We start from the raw sequence: 16,860 nt of genomic DNA, 5'->3' as shown, positions 1-16,860 counted from the left end.
CTCAATCAATGCCACCCTGCTGCCACTTGCGGCGTTGCAGGCCGAAATAGCTGAACAGGATCGCGGCAAGAAGGAAGGGGATCATTGCGACGGCGATCGCGGCGCCTTCGCCGAGCTGGCCCCCCGGGATGGCGCGTTGGAAGGAGAGCGTCGCCATGAGATGGGTGGCGTTGACGGGGCCGCCCCGGGTGAGCACGTAGATGAGCTGGAAATCGGTGAAGGTGAACAGCACCGAAAAGGTCATGACCACCGCGATGATGGGGGTGAGCAGCGGCAGCGTGATGCGGCGGAAGCGCTGCCAGGAGGTGGCGCCATCAAGGGCCGCGGCCTCGTGGAGCGATTGCGGGATCGTCTGAAGGCCCGCCAGCAGGGAAATCGCCACGAAGGGAATGCCGCGCCAGACATTCGCCGCAATGACCGAGGCGCGGGCATGGTTCGGATCGCCCAGGAAGTTGATCGGCCCGGTGATGATTCCAGCCTGCATCAGGACCCAGGAAATGATCGAGAATTGCGAGTCGAACAGCCACCAGAAGGCCAGGGCCGAGAGAACCGTCGGCACCACCCAGGGGAGGAGAATGATGGCGCGAAACAGGTTCTTGAAGGGCATGTGCTCGTTCAGGAGCAAGGCGAGCCAGAGGCCGAGGCCGAATTTCAGGACGGAGGCGACGGAGGTGTAGAGGACGGTGTTGAAGACCGAGAGCCAGAAGACGGAATCGTTCCAGAGCCAGATGTAGTTCTCCAAACCGATGAAGACGCCGGGACGGCCGATCGAGGCATCGGTGAAGCCGAGCCAGACCCCGAGGCCCAGAGGATAGGTGAGAAAGAACACGAGAAACGCCACGGCGGGCAGCATGAAGAGAAGGCCAAGCCCGTTCCGGCTCTGAGAGAGGTTCTCAAGCCTGGACGGCCGCTTTTCGAGTGTCAACGCTCGGTCAAGAACAGGGGTACTGGACATAGCCATCTCCGGGGGTGCCCGGGCGAAGGGCTCGACGACCTCCGCCCGGTGTCCGCACAGGTCAGATGCGGTAGTAGCGGTTGGTGCGCCGTTCGGCGTTGGCGATCGCCTCCTCGGGCTTGCGCTGGCCGGTCACGGCCTCGGCGAACATGTCGACGAGAACATAATCGGCCATGACGCCGGCAGAGGCATAGCCCAGGGGACCCGCATAGCCGTTGGGCCGCAGCGTGGCGGACGCACGCGAATAGGGTTCGTGAATGGGCGTCGAGGTCCAGACGGGGTTGTTCTCGAACGCCTTCAACGGCTGACAGCAATAGGCGCTGGCACCGGTGATCCAGGCGTTCATCTTGTCGGGCTGGTACATGAAGGCGAGATAGGCCTTCGCCGCTTCCGGGTATTTCGTATGCTTGAAGACGGCGAGGGTCGAAGTCTGGTGCAGCTCAACCGACTTGCCGACGGGACCGACGGGCAGGTTGACGGTGCGGATGTCATCGGCCAGCTCCTTCATGGCGGGATCCTTGGTCGCTGCGTAGTAGAGCGACACTCCGTTGGCCGTGACCGAGATCTTGCCGGCAAGGAAGGCGCGATTGTTGTTGATGTCGAGCCAGCTCTCGGTTCCCGGGATGAAGGTTTCGTAGAGGCTCTTGGCGTATTCGATCGCCTTCATCGTCTCAGGGCTGTTGATGGCGACCTTGCCGTTCTCGTCGACCATGCGACCGCCATGACTCCATAGCAGCCAATGGGCATAGTTGTTGCCGTCACCCACCGCCTTGCCGTGGGGGAAGCCCGCCGGGGTGTTGTTGGCCTTCAGCGCCTTGCACAGTTCGAGGAAACCGGCGGTGTCGGTCGGAAATTTGGAGAACCCGGCCTTCTCGACCTGGCTATTGCGATAGCAGATGGCGTTGCCGATGGCGCAGAGCGGCAGCGCGATGAACTCGTCGCCACGACGGGCATAGCCCTCGACGCCCTCGTACCAGCCCCCATTGGCGGCGCCGAGAGCGGTGCCGAGGTCGGTCAGGGGGACCAGCTTGTCGGGATATTGGAAGACATCGTCGAACCAGCCCATGACCATATCAGGGCCGGAGCCGATATTCGCCGCCACGGCCGCCTTGGGCCGGACGTCCTCCCAGCTTTCCTGGTCGATGCGGACCTGAACGCCGGTCGCGTCGGTAAAGGCCTTGGTGTTGGCGTTCCAGGCTTCTTCCTCGCCCTTCACGAAGGGCACCCAACGAAGGAGCCGGAGCGTGGCTCCCTGCTCGGGGGTGAAGGTGGGAATGGCGCCCTGGGCCGAAGATCGCCCCGCACCGAGCGTTCCGCCAAGGGCCGCGGCTGCAGCAAGGGTGGTGGTTCCTGCAAGAAGCTGTCTACGATTCATGGGCATCGCGTCTCCTCCTTTGTCGGGGCTACTCCCGTCTCACGCGGGTTTGCGCTGCACGGCATGGCGCCCTTGTTCGCGCCTTGGGCATCTGTCGCACCCTTGGCGATCCTTCTCCTGCGGACCCGGCAACGATGCCGAGGACCGGCAGTGCTCAGTGTGCCAACCGGGCTCCCGACTTCGCGTCGAAGAGGTGAACGGCGGCAGGATCTATGGACACATTCACAGTCTCCCCAGGACGCGCCTGGACGCGCTCCCGGAAGACGCAGGTGATCTCCGTGTCGCCCAGCATCGCCACGACCTGGCTTTCCGAACCGGTGGGCTCGACCACGATGACCCGCAGAGATATCGGTCCGCCCAGCACAATCGCCTCGGGCCGGACGCCGTAGACGAGATCGCGCCCCTGGGCCCCGTTTGCCGGGCGCGCGATGGGCAGAACGATATCGCCGCCCGCCAGGAATCGCGTCGGATCGGCGGGGTCCAGCCGGCCCCGCAGCATGTTCATGGCGGGCGAACCGATGAAGCCGGCCACGAAGATGCTGTTCGGCGAGTCGTAAAGCTCAAGCGGGGCGCCGATCTGCTCCACGATTCCATCCTGCATGACGACGATCTTGTCGGCCATGGTCATGGCTTCGATCTGGTCATGGGTGACGTAAACGGTGGTCGTGGTGAGGCGGTGATGCAGGTTCTTGATCTCCGTGCGCATGGAGACACGGAGTTTCGCATCGAGGTTCGAGAGGGGCTCGTCGAAGAGGAAGACCTGTGGATCGCGAACGATGGCGCGTCCCATGGCGACGCGCTGGCGCTGGCCTCCGGAGAGCTGGCGAGGATAGCGGTCGAGCAGACCCGACAGGCCGAGAATGGCCGCTGCGGGCTTCACCTTCTCCTCGATTTCGGCCTTCGAAGCTCCCTTCAACAACAGAGAGAAGGCCATATTCTGGGCCACCGTCATGTGGGGGTAGAGGGCGTAGTTCTGGAACACCATCGCCACGTCGCGATCTTTCGGCGGAAGATCGTTCACAACGCGGTTGCCGATGCGGATCTGTCCGGAGGTGATGTGCTCCAGCCCCGCCAGCATGCGCAGAAGGGTGGACTTGCCACAGCCCGAAGGGCCGACCAGAGTGACGAACTCGCCATCTTCGATGTTGACGGTCACGCCCTTGATGACCGAGTGCGATCCAAAGGACTTGCGTACGTCGTCGATGTCGACTGACGCCATAAATTCATTCCTCCCTCGGTCCGATTTCTGCGGAACCGGGCGCTGCATCTGGCGGTAGGCCGCTCTCATTCACAGCATCGCCTGAATCGGTAACTCATTCTTCAGGGGCTGGCAACTAGCAATTGGCAGCGCTGCCATCGTGTCATAAAAGGGTGTATCATCGACCGCTTTGCGCTGCTGCGAGTGGCGAGTGAGGCCGCCGGGAGCGGGAGCATGACGCAACACGGACGGGGCTCGAAGGCGACCAAGGCGGTCACCCTGCGGGAGGTCAGCGAGGCCGCCGGCCTGGGAATGTCCACGGTTTCGCGGGTGCTGCGCAACCATGGCTCGTTCTCCGACGAGACCCGCGCGCGGGTCATGGAGGTGGTGGAGCAGCTGAGCTATGTGCCGAACCGCGTGGCAGGCGCGTTGGCATCCGCGGGATCAAACCTGGTGGGCATCGTCATCCCATCGCTCCACAACATCGTCTTCCCGGATCTCCTCAGCGGTGCTGCGCGATCGCTCACGCCGCACGGGTACCAGCCGGTGATCGGGGTGACGGAGTACGACTTCGCGCAAGAGGAAGCTCTGGTGCAGTCGATGCTGGCATGGCGTCCCGCAGGCTTCCTGCTGGTGGGCCTGGAGCATACGCCGCGCACCCGAGCGATGCTCGCCAGCAGCGGGGTGCGCGTCGGCGAGCTTCTCGACACGGACGGGGAGGGGATGGACATCGTCGTGGGCTTCTCACAGCGGGAGGCCGGTGCCACGAGCGCCAAGCATCTGATCGCGAAAGGCTATCGATCGATCGGCTATGTCGGCCCGGCGTTCGACAGCGATTCACGGTCGGCCAAGCGGTATGAGGGATTTCGCAGCGTGCTGCTGGAGTGCGGCTTGGATCTGGTCGACATGGAGATCATCACCGGGACTTCATCGACGGAGGCTGGCCGTGCGGCGCTGGAGCGATTGCTGGGCCGCGGCAAGATTTTCGATGCCGTCTATTTTTCCAATGACGACTTCGCGATGGGGGGCGTCTTCCACTGCATCGCGTCGGGACTTGCCATCCCCTCGCAGCTCGCCATTATGGGCTATAACGGGCTCGACATCGGACGGTTCGCCCCGCAGCCGTTGACGACGGTGCTCACCCCGCGGACGCAGGTCGGGGAGATCGGCGCAAGGCTGATCCTGGAGGATGGACCACCGACGGTGGTGGAGGTCGCCTTCCAGCTGATCGAGGGAACGACGACCTGAGTTTTCAGTGATTGTCGCGAGGGACAAGGGGGCCCTTGCCGTTGATGCCGCCTTGAGCCAGGCGCTGATAGGCGAGTGCCGGCTTGAGCACCATGCCCACATCGAGTTGGGAGACGATGCCGCGCTGGATCTCCTGCCAGGGGGTCTGGTGGGCGGGGTAGGGATAGCCTCCCGCGTCCTGCATGGCTGCGCGACGTGCCTCGAGCTCTTCCTCCGGCACCAGCATATTCGCGGTGCCGCGCTCCAGGTCGATGCGCACGCGGTCGCCGGTTCGGAGCAGGGACAATCCGCCACCGGCCGCAGCCTCGGGCGATGCATTGAGGATGGACGGCGAACCGGAGGTGCCGGACTGGCGGCCGTCGCCGATGCAGGCGAGGGTATGGATGCCCTGCTTGAGGAGGTAATCGGGGGCGCGCATGTTGACGACCTCGGCCGCACCGGGATAGCCGATCGGGCCGGCGCCGCGCATGAAAAGGACCGAATGCTCATCGATTTCCAAGGATGGGTCATCGATTCGGGCGTGATAGTCCTCAGGTCCGTCGAAGACGATCGCCTTGCCTTCGTACGCCATGGGATCGTCGGGGTTCGACAGGTATCGCTCGCGGAACTCGGCCGAGATCACCGAGAGCTTCATGATGGCGTTGTCGAAGAGGTTGCCCTTCAGCACGCGGAAGCCCGCATGGGTCATGAGCGGGCGGTCAAATGGGCGAATGACCTCCTCATCGATGATCTCCGCACCACGGCAATTGTCGCCGAGGGTGCGACCGTTCACGGTCATGGTGTCTTCAACAATCAGGCCCTGAAGCATCAACTGGTTCACCACGGCGGGAACACCGCCGGCGCGATAGTAGTCCTCGCCGAGATATTCGCCGGCGGGCTGCAGGTTCACAAGCAGGGGGATTTCCTCGCCATAGGCCTGCCAGTCGTCGACGGAAAGCTCGACACCGATGTGCCGAGCCAATCCGTTCAAGTGCACGGGCGCGTTGGTCGAGCCGCCGATGGCGGAGTTGACCCTGATCGCATTGATGAAGGCGTCGCGGGTCATGATGTCGGAGGGCTTCAGATCCTCATGAACCATGTCGACGATGCGCTTGCCCGTGCGATAGGCCATCTCCTGACGGTCGCGATAGGGGGCCGGAATGGCGGCGGAGCCGGGGAGCTGCATCCCCAGCACTTCAGCCAAGGAATTCATCGTCGTCGCCGTCCCCATGGAGTTGCAGAAGCCCGTGGAGGGGGCTGACGAGGCTACGAGCTTGATGAAGCCGGCATAGTCGATCTCTCCCGCCGCCATCAGCTCACGGGCCTTCCATACGATCGTGCCCGAGCCAGTGCGCACACCCCGGAACCAGCCGTTCAGCATGGGGCCGACGGAGAGGGCGATGGCGGGGAGGTTCACGGTCGCGGCCGCCATGAGGCAGGCCGGCGTGGTCTTGTCGCAGCCGATAGTGAGGACCACCCCGTCGATAGGATAACCGTAGAGGACTTCCACCAGGCCGAGATAAGCGAGATTGCGGTCAAGGCCAGCGGTCGGGCGCTTGCCGGTCTCCTGGATCGGGTGGACGGGGAACTCGATTGCAATGCCGCCCGACTCGCGGATGCCCTCGCGGACACGCTTGGCGAGCTCCAGATGATGACGGTTGCAGGGGGACAGGTCAGAGCCGGTCTGGGCGATGCCGATGATGGGCTTGCCCGATTGCAGCTCCTCCAGCGACAGGCCGTAATTCAGGTAGCGCTCGAGATAGAGCGCCGTCATGTCGGCATTCGAGGGATTGTCGAACCATGCGCGAGAGCGAAGGGTTCTGGGCTGGACAGGATGGCTCATGGCAAACTCCGGCAGATCGGGCGGCATGGAATGGCAGCGCTGCCATTCAGGTATACTCCAAAATTTTCCGGCTCAAACCTCTAAATCGAGACCGTGCCGCCCTGGCCGATCGCATAGAGAGTGGCGGACGGGAAGATTTTGGTAAGGATGATCTGCATAGGTTGAGGATGGAGGCGGCTCGCGCTGCCCCGCATCCTTTCACGCCCAAGCCCGGAGCCGCCCTTGGAAACAGCGCTTTACGTGCCGGTGAAAGCGTTCCTCGAACGCCTTGGCTATGTGGTCAAAGGCGAGATCGGCGGCTGCGATCTGGTGGGACTGAGCGGCGAAGACCCGCCCGTCGTGGTCATCGGGGAGCTGAAACAGGTTTTCAATCTCGAGCTGGTCCTCCAGGGCGTCGATCGGCTGGCTGCGAGCGACGAGGTGTGGCTGGCAGCCAAGCTCTCCAAGTTGGGGAAGGGACGCGAGGGGGATGCGCGATTCCGAAATCTCTGCCGCCGCCTCGGACTCGGCCTGCTCGGTGTTACGCCGGCGGGGGAGGTCCAGGTGCTTGTGAGCCCAGAGGCCGCGACTCCGCGCCGAAACCCGAAGCGCCGGTCGCGCTTGATCCATGAGCATCGGCGGCGCCGTGGCGACCCGGCCGTCGGGGGCCAGTCGCGAATGCCATTGATGACGGCCTACCGGCAGCGCGCCCTCGGTTGTGCGGCGGCCTTGGCGCATGGCGCACGGCGTCCGAGGGATCTGAAACAAGACTATGCCGATGCAGCAGCCATCCTGCTGCGGAATGTCTATGGGTGGTTCGAGCGCGTGGAGCGGGGTTCATACCGGCTGACGCAGGCCGGTGAAGACGCACTGCTGCGGTGGCCGCAAGGACCCGGCCAGGCGGAGGGGAGCACCGCCCCAAGCCTGCCTCGTTTTCAACAAGAAGACGTCTCGATCGGTGCCGTGCGGCGTTGATCATTGCTGCGGCGCAACTATGTAAGCGTGAGGCAGGATGGATGCACCATCGACACCGTTGCCGCCCGATCATCTGGAGTTGAGATCATGACAAGCTCGACCGAGTACACGCCGCCGAAGGTTTGGAGCTGGACAAAGGAGAGCGGGGGCAGGTTCGCCAGCATCAATCGTCCCATCTCCGGCCCAACCCACGACAAGGGGCTGCCGGTGGGGAAGCATCCCCTGCAACTCTATTCCTTAGCGACACCCAACGGCGTCAAGGTCACGGTCATGCTGGAGGAGCTGCTGGCCCGGGGACATAAGGGGGCCGAGTACGACGCCTGGCTGATCAAGATCGGCGATGGCGAACAGTTCGGCAGCGGTTTCGTGGCCATCAATCCGAATTCCAAGATCCCGGCGCTGATGGATCGCAGCGGGCCGAAACCCATCCGGGTGTTCGAGTCCGGCGCGATCCTGGTCTATCTCGCGGAAAAGTTCGGGGCGTTTCTGCCGACCGAGGCAGCGGCGCGGGCGGAGTGCCTGTCCTGGCTGTTCTGGCAAATGGGGGCGGCGCCCTATCTGGGCGGCGGGTTCGGGCACTTCTATGCCTATGCGCCCCTCAAGATCGAATATGCCATCGACCGCTTCGCCATGGAGGTCAAGCGCCAGATGGACGTCCTGGACCGGCGCCTGGCGGAGAGCGAATATCTCGCGGGCGATGCGTATACGATCGCGGACATGGCCGTGTGGCCCTGGTATGGGGGCTTGGCCAAGGGGCTGCAATATGACGCCGCCGAGTTCCTGCAGGTGCATGAATACACGCATGTCATTCGCTGGGCCGACCAGATCGCCAAGAGGCCGGCGGTGCAACGCGGGCGGATGGTGAATCGCATCACCGGCGACCCGGCAAGCCAGCTGCATGAGCGGCATGATGCCAGCGACTTCGAGACGAAGACGCAGGACAAGCTGCAGGCGGTCAGCTAGGCGAGGGTCCTTCGAGGCCTGCTGCGCAGGCACCTCAGGATGAGGATTGGGGTGAGCTGCTCACGCCATTTTCAGGTTGTTCAGCTCCTGCTGAAGCAGAGTGAGCGCTCGGTCCACGCCTTCGAAGGGCTTCTTCGATGCAGCGGGGATGCCTCGGCGGGCACCGAGCCTCCAGCCCGATTCGAGGAGGGACAGAAAATCCGCGGCGATCTCCTCACGCGGGATCTTCGCGTTTCTGTACCAGTATTGGATGAACATGATCATGCCGAACATGGCCAGTTCCATGAGGCGGGGGTTCAGCTCCGCCAGCAGGCCCTGTCGCTGACCGTCGACGATGACCGCTTCGAACACCCGCTCCATGCGCCGATGCCGGCGCCGGATGGACAGCCGGTTGCGAGGGGAGAGCTCGTGCTCGTTGCGCCACGCCATGGCGAAGATATCGACATGGGTGGTGATGAGATCGATGTAGGCGGCGGCCATCTTGCGAAGCTTCTCGTCGGGAGGCAGGTCCTCCGCGGTGATCTCCTGGATGCGGGCCTCGACCAGCTCGTAAAGCCGATCATAGAGTCCGATCAGGATCTCGTCCTTGGACGCGACGTAGTGGTAGAGGCTCGATTTGCTCATGCCCAAGGCGCTGCCGACATCGTCCAAGGACGTTGCCCGGTAGCCCTTTTCCGCAAACAACACGGAGGCGACGTCGAGGAGACGCTCGCGATCGACATTGCCGCGCTGGCGTCCACGTTCTCCGTGAAGCGCCTTGTTGCGAGATTCGGTGAGGGCGATGCTGTCCTTGCGGTCCGGCATCAGCCGGCCAGCACAGGCGCATGTGTCGCGCGCGTCATGTGCCCGTGAAATTCGGCTGCCGCTTCTCAAGCCAAGCGGAGGTGCCCTCCAGGCTGTCCTTCGACAGGTTGGACTGGATCATGCACTCGGTTTCGAAATGCAGCATGACCTCAAGTGAGGCCTCCATGCCCCTGTCGAGCATGACCTTGTGCGCCTGGACTGCGATCGGGGCACGGCTGGCGATCTGCTGGGCCAGCTTGGCGGCCTCGGCGCGAACCTCGCCCTCCGCAGCCAGGCGATTCACCAGACCGATTCGGTGAGCCTCCTCGCCGTCGATGAACTCACCCGTATAGGCGAGCTCGCGGGCCTTGGCCAAGCCCACCTTCCGCGGCATAAAGAAGGTCCCGCCGTTGGTGATGGTGGCGCCGATATTCACCTCGGGGAAGCCGAATTTCGCCGCACGCTCGGCGACGACGAGATCGCAGGCGAAGACCAGCTCACAGCCCGCACCGACCGCATAACCTTGCACGGCGGCGATCACGGGGAAACGGACCAGCCGGATGAGGCGCGTGGTGTCCTGCAGCTTCTTCTGCCACTCCCGCAGCTGGCTGGCGCCGATCTGACCGGAGCTGATATGCTCCGAATGCTCCTTAATCTCGCCGACATCGTGGCCCGCCAGGAAGGCGCGTCCCTCTCCGGCGATGACCAGGACCCGGATTTCCAAATCCGCATTCAGCTCGCGGAGCAAGTCACCCATCAGGGCCCAGGTGTCGATGGTCATGGCATTCAGCTTTTCAGGCCGATCCAGATACATCCACGCGATATGCCCTGATTTCTCGACCCTGATCGGTGACTTCATGTTGCCTCCCTGCGCCACTTTTTGTGGAAACCGTCCATATGGTCGGATAACCTACTGAGCAGTCGAAAAGAAAGCAAGGCGGGCTTGGCAGTCCGAGCCGGCGTTATGGGGGAGAGGGACTGGTGGTGGCGATGACGTCCTTCGCTATGGGCGAGCGAACGATCGTACATGTGTTGCGCGAGGCCTGCCGGGCGCATCCTGATAAAGCCTGGCTCCGTTCGGATGCCGGCGATATGAGCTATGCGGCGATGGAGACCCTGTCGAACCGATTGGCCCATGGTCTCGTGAATGCCGGCGTGCAGCCGGGCGATACCCTGCTCGTCATGATGCCGGATTCGGCCGAGCAGATCGCCATCTGGATCGCCTGCGCAAAGCTCGGCATCATAGAGGTGCCGGTGAATACCGCCTATCGCGGCGAGTTCCTGGCCCACATCATGAACGATTGCGGGGCAAAATCGGCGATTATCGGCGCGGGATTCGCGGAACGGCTCGTGGATATCCGCGACCGGTTGCAAAGCCTGCAGCAGGTCTATGCGTTCACCGTCGAGGGCGAGGACGCGGTGTCAGCCTTCCGGGACGTGCAGGGCCTGAGGGTGGCTGCGTTCGAGAGCCTGATTTCCGGGGACGAGGCCGAGGCCGGCGGCCTGCCGCCGGAATCGCAGGTGATGTCGATCATGTATACGTCGGGGACGACGGGAGGCTCCAAGGGAGTGATGGTGTCTCATGCCCATGCCTTCGAATATGCGGCGGGCTGTGCCGGGGTCCTGGAGATCCACGACCAGGACGTCTATTATACAGCGGGTCTGCCGCTGTTCCATGTGGCGGGCAAATGGGGGGTGATCTTCGGTGCCGCCCTTTTCGGTGCCACGGCCGCCCTGCCGCGCCAGTTCAGCGCGCGGAAATTCTGGGACGACGTGCGCCGGTTCAAGGTCACGGCGACGTACCTGCTCGGCGCCATGGCCAATTTCCTGCAGCGTCAACCACCCTTGCCGGAGGATGCGGACAATCCCCTGGGCAAGGTGCTGATGTGTCCGCTGCTGCCGGATGTGGGGGAGTTCGCCGAGCGCTTCGACGTGAGGATCGCTTCGGCCTATGGATCGACGGAAGTCAATGCGCCGCTCTCCATGCCCCTCGCACGGCACGTCGCGGACAGTCAGAATGTCGGCAAGATCAGACATGACCGGTTCGACGTGATGGTCGCGGACGAGAACGACATGCCGGTGCCGCCGGGGACGTTGGGAGAGATCCTGGTGCGCCCGAAGCAGCCCTGGATCACGATGCTCGGCTACTGGAACCAGCCGGCGCAGACCGTCAAGATGTGGCGCAATTTGTGGCTGCACAGCGGGGATGCGGGCCGGTATGACGAGGCGGGCACTTTCTATTTCGTGGATCGGATCCAGGACACCATCCGACGCCGCGGCGAGAACATCTCCTCCATGGAGGTCGAGGGACTTCTGTGCCAGCATCCTGCCATCGCCGAATGCGCCGTCTTTCCCGTCTCCTCCATCCATACCGAACATGAGGTGATGGCGGCGATCGTGCTCAAGCCGCAGGAGACGCTTTCACCTGAGGATCTCATCCGCTTCGCCGAGCCAAGGATGCCGCATTTCATGATCCCGCGGTTTCTCGAATTCGCGGCAGAGCTGCCCAAGACGCCCACGGGAAAGGTGAAGAAGCACATTTTGAGGGAGGCGGGCCGAACGTCTGCCACGTGGGACCGGGAAAGTGCAGGCATCACGCTGAAGAAATAGGATCGCCTCGGGTGGGCCTTTTCTCGACGACAGTTCGTGACTTTCGGCCTCGCCTCGGTCACGGTCCGGGCGACGGGTCCACAGCTTACCGATCAGGTCCAGGGCATATGACGACAGATACCGCTCATCTCGCGTGGAACGACCGCTGGAGCAATGCCGAAGGGCGGCACGACTGGCTCACACCGGAGCAGGATGTGGTGGCCTGCGCGCAGCGACTCCTGCAGGCGCAGGGCTCCGTGCGCGCTCTCTACCTTGGATGCGGGGTCGGCCGACATTCCCTGGAGTTCGCAAGAATGGGCCTGGACGTATCCGCCGTGGACATGGCCGGTGCGGGACTCGACGAACTTCGACGCGTGGCAACACATGCCACTCTCGACGTCAAAACCTATCACGCTCCCATGACACAACTGCCGTTTCCGGATGCCCACTTCGATTACGTCCTTGCCTTCAACGTCATCTATCATGGGGACGAGACCGTCGTCCGCGAGACGATCGCCGAGATCAAGCGCGTCCTGCGGCCGGGAGGCGTCTATCAGGGGACGATGCTGTCAAAGCGAAACGCCAATTACGGACAGGGCACAGAGATCGCGCCGAGCACGTTCGTGAAGGCCGACGACGACGACGACAAGGTCCATCCGCATCTCTATTGCGACGCGAAAGAGCTGGTGGAGTTCTTCGACGGCTTCGAGCTGCTTTCCCTGGAGGATCGGGTCCATTCCGTGCCGGGGTCCTGGCACTGGCATATGATCGCGGAACGACGTTTGTAATCTCGCCCGGATCACCGGGGAGAGAGGCTGACCTGCGCTTGTCTCGGTCAGGTCGGGCCGCCGCGCGACCGGTGACCCCGCCTGCGCATCCTGCGGCGGAGTTCGCCTGCGCCGGATCGCAGCCTGCGAATGGACCGGATGATCTTCGTCACCGGGCGGACCAGGGCGTTGGATGTGGACGACGTGGCGATCAAGAGATCCACCACGGGCCGACGGTCCGGCCACAACTCGTTCATCAGGCCCGGATTGCCGTCCGTACAGGCGTCGATCCAGGCTATGTTCGGATCACGAAGGGCTGCACGCGTTCCTTCGATCTCCACCAGCACTCCCGGCGACAGATGCGCAAGGCGGTCGTCATAAGCCGTCTTGAAGGCCCAAACCCGACCCCCGTCACGGTAATTGACCGTCATCGCGACCGGTCGGCCATCCAGTTCGAGGCTATGGACCAATGCTGCGCCGCGCGCGGCACTGCCGGAGGCGAGGGCCTCGAAGTAGGCGCGATCCTCTGGCCGACAGGACAAGGCGGTCCCGGTGCCGCTCGCTCCCTTCCAGCCCGAGGCCTCCAGCGCCAGAAAATCCTGGCACCATTCGCCAGCATCGTGGACGCCTTCAAAGACACGAAAACGGACTTGGCCCAACTCATCCAGACGGCGCCTGCAGCGGCGCAGCTCCCGCAGGCGCTTCTTTGACAGCACGGAGGACATGAAGGTGTCGGGACATTGATCCTCCGCAATCAGCAGAGGTCGATCAACGCGCTGGATGACCTGGCAGGCGAAGCCGTTGCGGCGCACATGTTGCAGAAGTTCCTCTGCAAAGGCCGTATCGAGCGCCAATGAGGGCCAGTGGAACAGCTTGACCCCATTGCGGCGGAGATCGCGGAACAGAGCCGCCAGGAACTTCGCTTCCTCCCCCTCTCGAATAATTGGCGTGGACTCGAAGCAGTGGCGATGCCGCCAAACGGAAGTCAAGGCGTAGACCGGGACCGGAGCCGTGATGAGAGGCGACAACGGCAACACGCCCAAGGGCTGTTCCTCGCCACCGATCAAGGCCATGTCGGCCTCCCCCCGCCCGAGCCAGGCCATTGCGGGGTCCAGAGCCCAGGGTTCGAAGAACGGGTTGCTGGGCGCGGAGGTCGTAGGGTGTCGGCGCTCGGCGGGCCGCTCTTCCTTGCGGCTTGCCTCTGCTGAGCATCGAGCTGCGACAGAAGTCGATAGCCGGCGTCGCCAGAACCACCTGACCGTGGGGAAAAGAGGCCCGAGAATCTCAAAAGCCTGCAGCGCGGTTAGTGCTTCGAGCATAATCTTGCCAATTCGGTTTGGATGGTCGCGTCGGCGTCAGACGCTAAGGCGTCCGACATCGGACTGCGCGGATCACGCCGCAGGAGAAACGGCATGACGAAGGGTATGACGCCCAGGTGCCGCCAGACTTTGAACCCCAACCAAGCCTGGATCAGGATCGTGGAAGAGGCTGTTGCAAGGGCCGCTCCCATCAGGCCAAAGCTGGGAATGAGGGCGAGGTTGGCGGCGATGTTGAAGACGCACGCCGCGACATAGGCCCAGATGCACTCCCTCTGATGCCCCGTGAGATTGAGCATGTATTCCACCGGCCCGGTGGCGGCGCGGAATAAGTAGCCACAGATGACAATGGCCATGGCCGGATAGGCGGATGCGAAATCAGGGGAGAAGACCGTCAATATCCATGGGCCGAAGACAAGGAGGGCGACGCCGAGCAAAAGCGAGGGAAGGAAGATCATGGCGACGATGGTGGAGACGAGCTTCTGCAAGGCCTTCCGACCACCAGCGAAATGCGCTTCGGGGATCTTCGGGACGGCCATGGCGGCGATGGCGAAGAAAACGAAGCCCAGCAGGCCCGCCGTCCTGACCGATGCGACATAGGCGGCGACCGTCTCAGGCTCGGCGAAGGAGCCGAGCATGATGATGTCCGTGTGCTCCAGGAGCGCCCGAAAGGCCTCCATCAACAGCATCGGAACGGAGATGGCCATCCAATAGCGCGTGTGGAAGCGGATCTTCACGCCGCGAAGCCGCTCCCTGATCCCGGCTTGCACCGAGACCATCTGCCAAGCCAGGCAGAGGGCGGAGGCGGCCATCATGATGGCCATCGCAAAGGCAGCGTCGAGGCGGTGTCCCAGGAAGACGAAGGCGCCCGCGGCCATCAGCACGATCAGCGGTTGGAGAACGTAAGGTGGCCCGTAAGCCAGCGCCGGCCAGCCGAAGGCGCGCGCAAAGGATTCGTGGAGGTCCATGAGAGCAAAGACCGGGATGCAGGCGAGGCTCACGATCAGCGGCATGACGAAGGCGGAGGGAAGACTGTCCCTGAAGCCTATGACCCCCAGCAACAGGATCCCGGCGCCCAAAGTGCTCACCAGGGTCACGATCAGACGCGATCGGGAGATCACCCCCTTCAGGCGTCCCATAAAGCGACGCTCCTGGTATTCCGGAATGAACCGCAAAACGCCCGCATTCAGGCCGAGGGGCAAGAGGAGTGCCACTATGGTCGCCCAGGAGAGGACGTAGCTGTAGATGCCGAATTCGGCGACGCCCATCCACCTGATCAGCATCACCATCGCCAAATAGGCCAGGGCAGCGCCTATCACCCGGATGACAAGCACGCGAAATGCGCCGCCGAGCACTGCGCTCGGATCGAGGATGCGGCCCAGGGCCAGTCGCTTCAAGGCGGTGTCCAACAGGGTCCGCATGTCACCTGATCGTGTCTGCCAACGATATGCCGCCCCGTGGTGGAGGGGACCGGCACCTCGCCGAAGCAAAATCCAGGCCGGTGGGGGCTCAGGAGGCGAGGGGTGTTCAACACGGAGACGGGAGGTCAGATCGGCGCTGGCTTGCTGCGCGTTCGGCTCTATAAGTCAGCGTCAACAGACCGTGCGCGGTCAGGGCGCGTCATCCAGGCAGCTGGTTCAGGAGTTCGCATGATGAGGACATTGGGAAGAGTCGGGGTCTGGTATTCGATCGACCGGCTGGACGAAGCCGAAATCAGACAGTTGCTGGGCCGGGTTGAAGACCTCGGCTATTCGGCCCTCTGGTATCCGGAAGCGCTCGGATACGAGTCCCTCTCCATTGCCAGCTTCATGCTGGCGAATACCAAGAAATTGATCATCGGCAGCTCCATCGCCAACATCTATGCGCGCGACCCTTTCACCTCCCGGCGCGGCTTGCGGACCTTGTCGCGCCTCTATGACGACCGCTTCATCCTTGGCCTCGGCGTCAGTCACGTGCCCTTGGTCGAGGGGGTTCGCGGTCATGTCTATGAAAAGCCGGTCGCCGCGATGCGCCGCTATCTCGACGGCGTGTATGACGATCGACGGGATACGGCGGAATGGCCCCTGGTGATCGCGGCGCTGGGGCCGATGATGCTGAAGCTGGCGGGGGAGCGTTCAGCCGGCGCCGTTCCGTACAATGTGACGCCAGAGCATACGAGGACCGCGCGGGCCATCCTGGGACCCGGCAAGCTGCTCGCCGTGGAGCAGAAGGTGTGCCTGGAAACGGATGCCACAGTCGCGCGGGGCCTCGCCCGGCACGAGCTGGCGCGCTACATGACGCTGCCGAACTATCGCAACAACTGGCTGCGGATCGGCTTTACGGAAGCCGATCTCGCGGATGGCGGCTCCGACAGGTTCCTCGATGCGATGGTGCTTTGGGGGGAGCCGGCGCAGATCGCCCAGGGATTGAGAGCGCATCTGGAGGCAGGCGCCGATCACGTCTGCATTCAGCCGGTCCATGCCGACGGAGACGTGGAGGGGCGCGACCGAACTTTGACGGCGCTCGCGACCTTCCAGGGTTCCTGACGAATGCTCCCCGACAGCAACGTCGCGCAAGGCGCGGGGCGCCCGGCCGTGAAAGGGTCGTGCCAAGAGCGGAGGTGCCCGGAACGTTAATCTGTGATCGATACTTCCATGCAAAGATGACTCCCATAAAGCCAAGAAGAAAGGAAACGCTATGTCCACCAAATCGTGGGGCTACCTGCTGATCGTGGTCGCAATTCTGGCTATCGCAGGATTTTCCTGGGTCGCATTGCGGCCGAGCGGCTATTTCGATCCTCCGAAGCCCGCACCCGCGTCAACGGCTCCCGCCCCCGCCGCGCCGGCCCCTGCCGAGCCTGCGCCCGCCGCGCCCGCTGCGCCCGTCCCTGCGGCACCCGCTGCGCCCGCCG

At 63.5% G+C, this 16,860-nt stretch carries 15 protein-coding genes; 7 read left to right on the top strand and 8 right to left on the bottom strand.

Going from position 1 to position 16,860, the window contains the following annotated elements; translation table 11 throughout:
• Window position 1: 1 nt before the first annotated feature.
• From FKM97_RS00075 to FKM97_RS00065, 3 genes are all read right to left on the bottom strand, one after another.
• Window positions 2-853: a carbohydrate ABC transporter permease gene (locus FKM97_RS00075; RefSeq protein WP_428977884.1), complete on the bottom strand. Its 852-nt coding sequence runs from the start codon at window positions 851-853 to the stop codon at window positions 2-4.
• Between the two features lie 163 nt (window positions 854-1,016).
• A complete protein-coding gene (locus tag FKM97_RS00070) occupies window positions 1,017-2,336 on the bottom strand; it encodes an ABC transporter substrate-binding protein (RefSeq protein ID WP_143957109.1) in 1,320 nt (439 codons plus the stop codon).
• Window positions 2,337-2,484: 148 nt separating this feature from the next.
• Window positions 2,485-3,549, bottom strand: coding sequence for an ABC transporter ATP-binding protein (locus FKM97_RS00065; RefSeq protein ID WP_143957108.1), 1,065 nt, complete (start codon window positions 3,547-3,549; stop codon window positions 2,485-2,487).
• 213 nt (window positions 3,550-3,762) lie between these two features.
• Between FKM97_RS00065 and FKM97_RS00060 the strand changes: the two genes are divergently transcribed.
• Window positions 3,763-4,776 carry a LacI family DNA-binding transcriptional regulator gene (locus FKM97_RS00060; RefSeq protein ID WP_143957107.1) on the top strand — a complete coding sequence of 338 codons (1,014 nt, stop codon included), beginning with the start codon at window positions 3,763-3,765 and terminating at the stop codon, window positions 4,774-4,776.
• 4 nt (window positions 4,777-4,780) lie between these two features.
• Here FKM97_RS00060 and FKM97_RS00055 read toward each other — a convergent pair whose 3' ends face one another.
• Window positions 4,781-6,598 (bottom strand): IlvD/Edd family dehydratase, encoded by a 1,818-nt coding sequence (locus tag FKM97_RS00055; RefSeq protein WP_143957106.1) that lies wholly within the window; start codon window positions 6,596-6,598, stop codon window positions 4,781-4,783.
• A 222-nt stretch (window positions 6,599-6,820) separates the two neighbouring features.
• Between FKM97_RS00055 and FKM97_RS00050 the strand changes: the two genes are divergently transcribed.
• Together FKM97_RS00050 and yghU are read left to right on the top strand one after the other, a co-directional pair.
• The gene (locus FKM97_RS00050; RefSeq protein ID WP_143957105.1) at window positions 6,821-7,552 is read left to right on the top strand and encodes a DUF2161 domain-containing phosphodiesterase; all 732 of its coding nucleotides are present in this window, start codon (window positions 6,821-6,823) and stop codon (window positions 7,550-7,552) included.
• 87 nt (window positions 7,553-7,639) lie between these two features.
• Window positions 7,640-8,515, top strand: a complete 876-nt coding sequence (gene yghU, locus FKM97_RS00045; protein WP_143957104.1) for a glutathione-dependent disulfide-bond oxidoreductase — start codon at window positions 7,640-7,642, stop codon at window positions 8,513-8,515.
• 60 nt (window positions 8,516-8,575) lie between these two features.
• On the opposite strand, the gene FKM97_RS00040 is transcribed toward yghU, so the two are convergent.
• Window positions 8,576-9,319: a TetR/AcrR family transcriptional regulator gene (locus tag FKM97_RS00040; RefSeq protein WP_143957103.1), complete on the bottom strand. Its 744-nt coding sequence runs from the start codon at window positions 9,317-9,319 to the stop codon at window positions 8,576-8,578.
• 34 nt (window positions 9,320-9,353) lie between these two features.
• Complete coding sequence (locus FKM97_RS00035) at window positions 9,354-10,157, bottom strand: enoyl-CoA hydratase/isomerase family protein (protein ID WP_143957102.1); 804 nt, start codon at window positions 10,155-10,157, stop codon at window positions 9,354-9,356.
• Window positions 10,158-10,288: 131 nt separating this feature from the next.
• Here FKM97_RS00035 and FKM97_RS00030 point away from each other — a divergent pair, with 131 nt between their 5' ends.
• Together FKM97_RS00030 and FKM97_RS00025 are read left to right on the top strand one after the other, a co-directional pair.
• A complete protein-coding gene (locus FKM97_RS00030; RefSeq protein WP_143957101.1) occupies window positions 10,289-11,908 on the top strand; it encodes an AMP-binding protein in 1,620 nt (539 codons plus the stop codon).
• 107 nt (window positions 11,909-12,015) lie between these two features.
• Window positions 12,016-12,675 carry a class I SAM-dependent methyltransferase gene (locus FKM97_RS00025; RefSeq protein WP_143957100.1) on the top strand — a complete coding sequence of 220 codons (660 nt, stop codon included), beginning with the start codon at window positions 12,016-12,018 and terminating at the stop codon, window positions 12,673-12,675.
• A 47-nt stretch (window positions 12,676-12,722) separates the two neighbouring features.
• Here FKM97_RS00025 and FKM97_RS00020 read toward each other — a convergent pair whose 3' ends face one another.
• Together FKM97_RS00020 and FKM97_RS00015 are read right to left on the bottom strand one after the other, a co-directional pair.
• The gene (locus FKM97_RS00020; RefSeq protein WP_170240661.1) at window positions 12,723-13,727 is read right to left on the bottom strand and encodes a GNAT family N-acetyltransferase; all 1,005 of its coding nucleotides are present in this window, start codon (window positions 13,725-13,727) and stop codon (window positions 12,723-12,725) included.
• Window positions 13,728-13,957: 230 nt separating this feature from the next.
• Complete coding sequence (locus FKM97_RS00015; protein ID WP_143957098.1) at window positions 13,958-15,391, bottom strand: lipopolysaccharide biosynthesis protein; 1,434 nt, start codon at window positions 15,389-15,391, stop codon at window positions 13,958-13,960.
• Window positions 15,392-15,619: 228 nt separating this feature from the next.
• Here FKM97_RS00015 and FKM97_RS00010 point away from each other — a divergent pair, with 228 nt between their 5' ends.
• The gene (locus tag FKM97_RS00010; protein WP_143957097.1) at window positions 15,620-16,495 is read left to right on the top strand and encodes a TIGR03620 family F420-dependent LLM class oxidoreductase; all 876 of its coding nucleotides are present in this window, start codon (window positions 15,620-15,622) and stop codon (window positions 16,493-16,495) included.
• Window positions 16,496-16,646: 151 nt separating this feature from the next.
• Window positions 16,647-16,860, top strand: a 214-nt coding sequence (locus tag FKM97_RS00005; RefSeq protein WP_428977874.1) for a hypothetical protein, incomplete at its 3' end; no start/stop codon positions are given.

Origin of the sequence: Rhodoligotrophos appendicifer (assembly GCF_007474605.1) — a bacterium.
GTDB lineage: Bacteria > Pseudomonadota > Alphaproteobacteria > Rhizobiales > Im1 > Rhodoligotrophos > Rhodoligotrophos appendicifer.
The sequence above is the reverse complement of the archived record's forward strand: the minus strand, read 5'-3'. Positions and strand labels throughout refer to the sequence as shown.

Coding starts and splice junctions, on each gene's coding strand:
- FKM97_RS00035 (WP_143957102.1), bottom strand. CDS start 10,157: ATGAAGTCACCGATCAGGGTCGAGAAATCAGGGCATATCGCGTGGATG.
- FKM97_RS00010 (WP_143957097.1), top strand. CDS start 15,620: ATGATGAGGACATTGGGAAGAGTCGGGGTCTGGTATTCGATCGACCGG.
- FKM97_RS00025 (WP_143957100.1), top strand. CDS start 12,016: ATGACGACAGATACCGCTCATCTCGCGTGGAACGACCGCTGGAGCAAT.
- yghU (WP_143957104.1), top strand. CDS start 7,640: ATGACAAGCTCGACCGAGTACACGCCGCCGAAGGTTTGGAGCTGGACA.
- FKM97_RS00065 (WP_143957108.1), bottom strand. CDS start 3,549: ATGGCGTCAGTCGACATCGACGACGTACGCAAGTCCTTTGGATCGCAC.
- FKM97_RS00040 (WP_143957103.1), bottom strand. CDS start 9,319: ATGCCGGACCGCAAGGACAGCATCGCCCTCACCGAATCTCGCAACAAG.
- FKM97_RS00075 (WP_428977884.1), bottom strand. CDS start 853: ATGCTGCCCGCCGTGGCGTTTCTCGTGTTCTTTCTCACCTATCCTCTG.
- FKM97_RS00020 (WP_170240661.1), bottom strand. CDS start 13,727: ATGGCCTTGATCGGTGGCGAGGAACAGCCCTTGGGCGTGTTGCCGTTG.
- FKM97_RS00070 (WP_143957109.1), bottom strand. CDS start 2,336: ATGCCCATGAATCGTAGACAGCTTCTTGCAGGAACCACCACCCTTGCT.
- FKM97_RS00055 (WP_143957106.1), bottom strand. CDS start 6,598: ATGAGCCATCCTGTCCAGCCCAGAACCCTTCGCTCTCGCGCATGGTTC.
- FKM97_RS00060 (WP_143957107.1), top strand. CDS start 3,763: ATGACGCAACACGGACGGGGCTCGAAGGCGACCAAGGCGGTCACCCTG.
- FKM97_RS00015 (WP_143957098.1), bottom strand. CDS start 15,391: ATGCGGACCCTGTTGGACACCGCCTTGAAGCGACTGGCCCTGGGCCGC.
- FKM97_RS00030 (WP_143957101.1), top strand. CDS start 10,289: ATGACGTCCTTCGCTATGGGCGAGCGAACGATCGTACATGTGTTGCGC.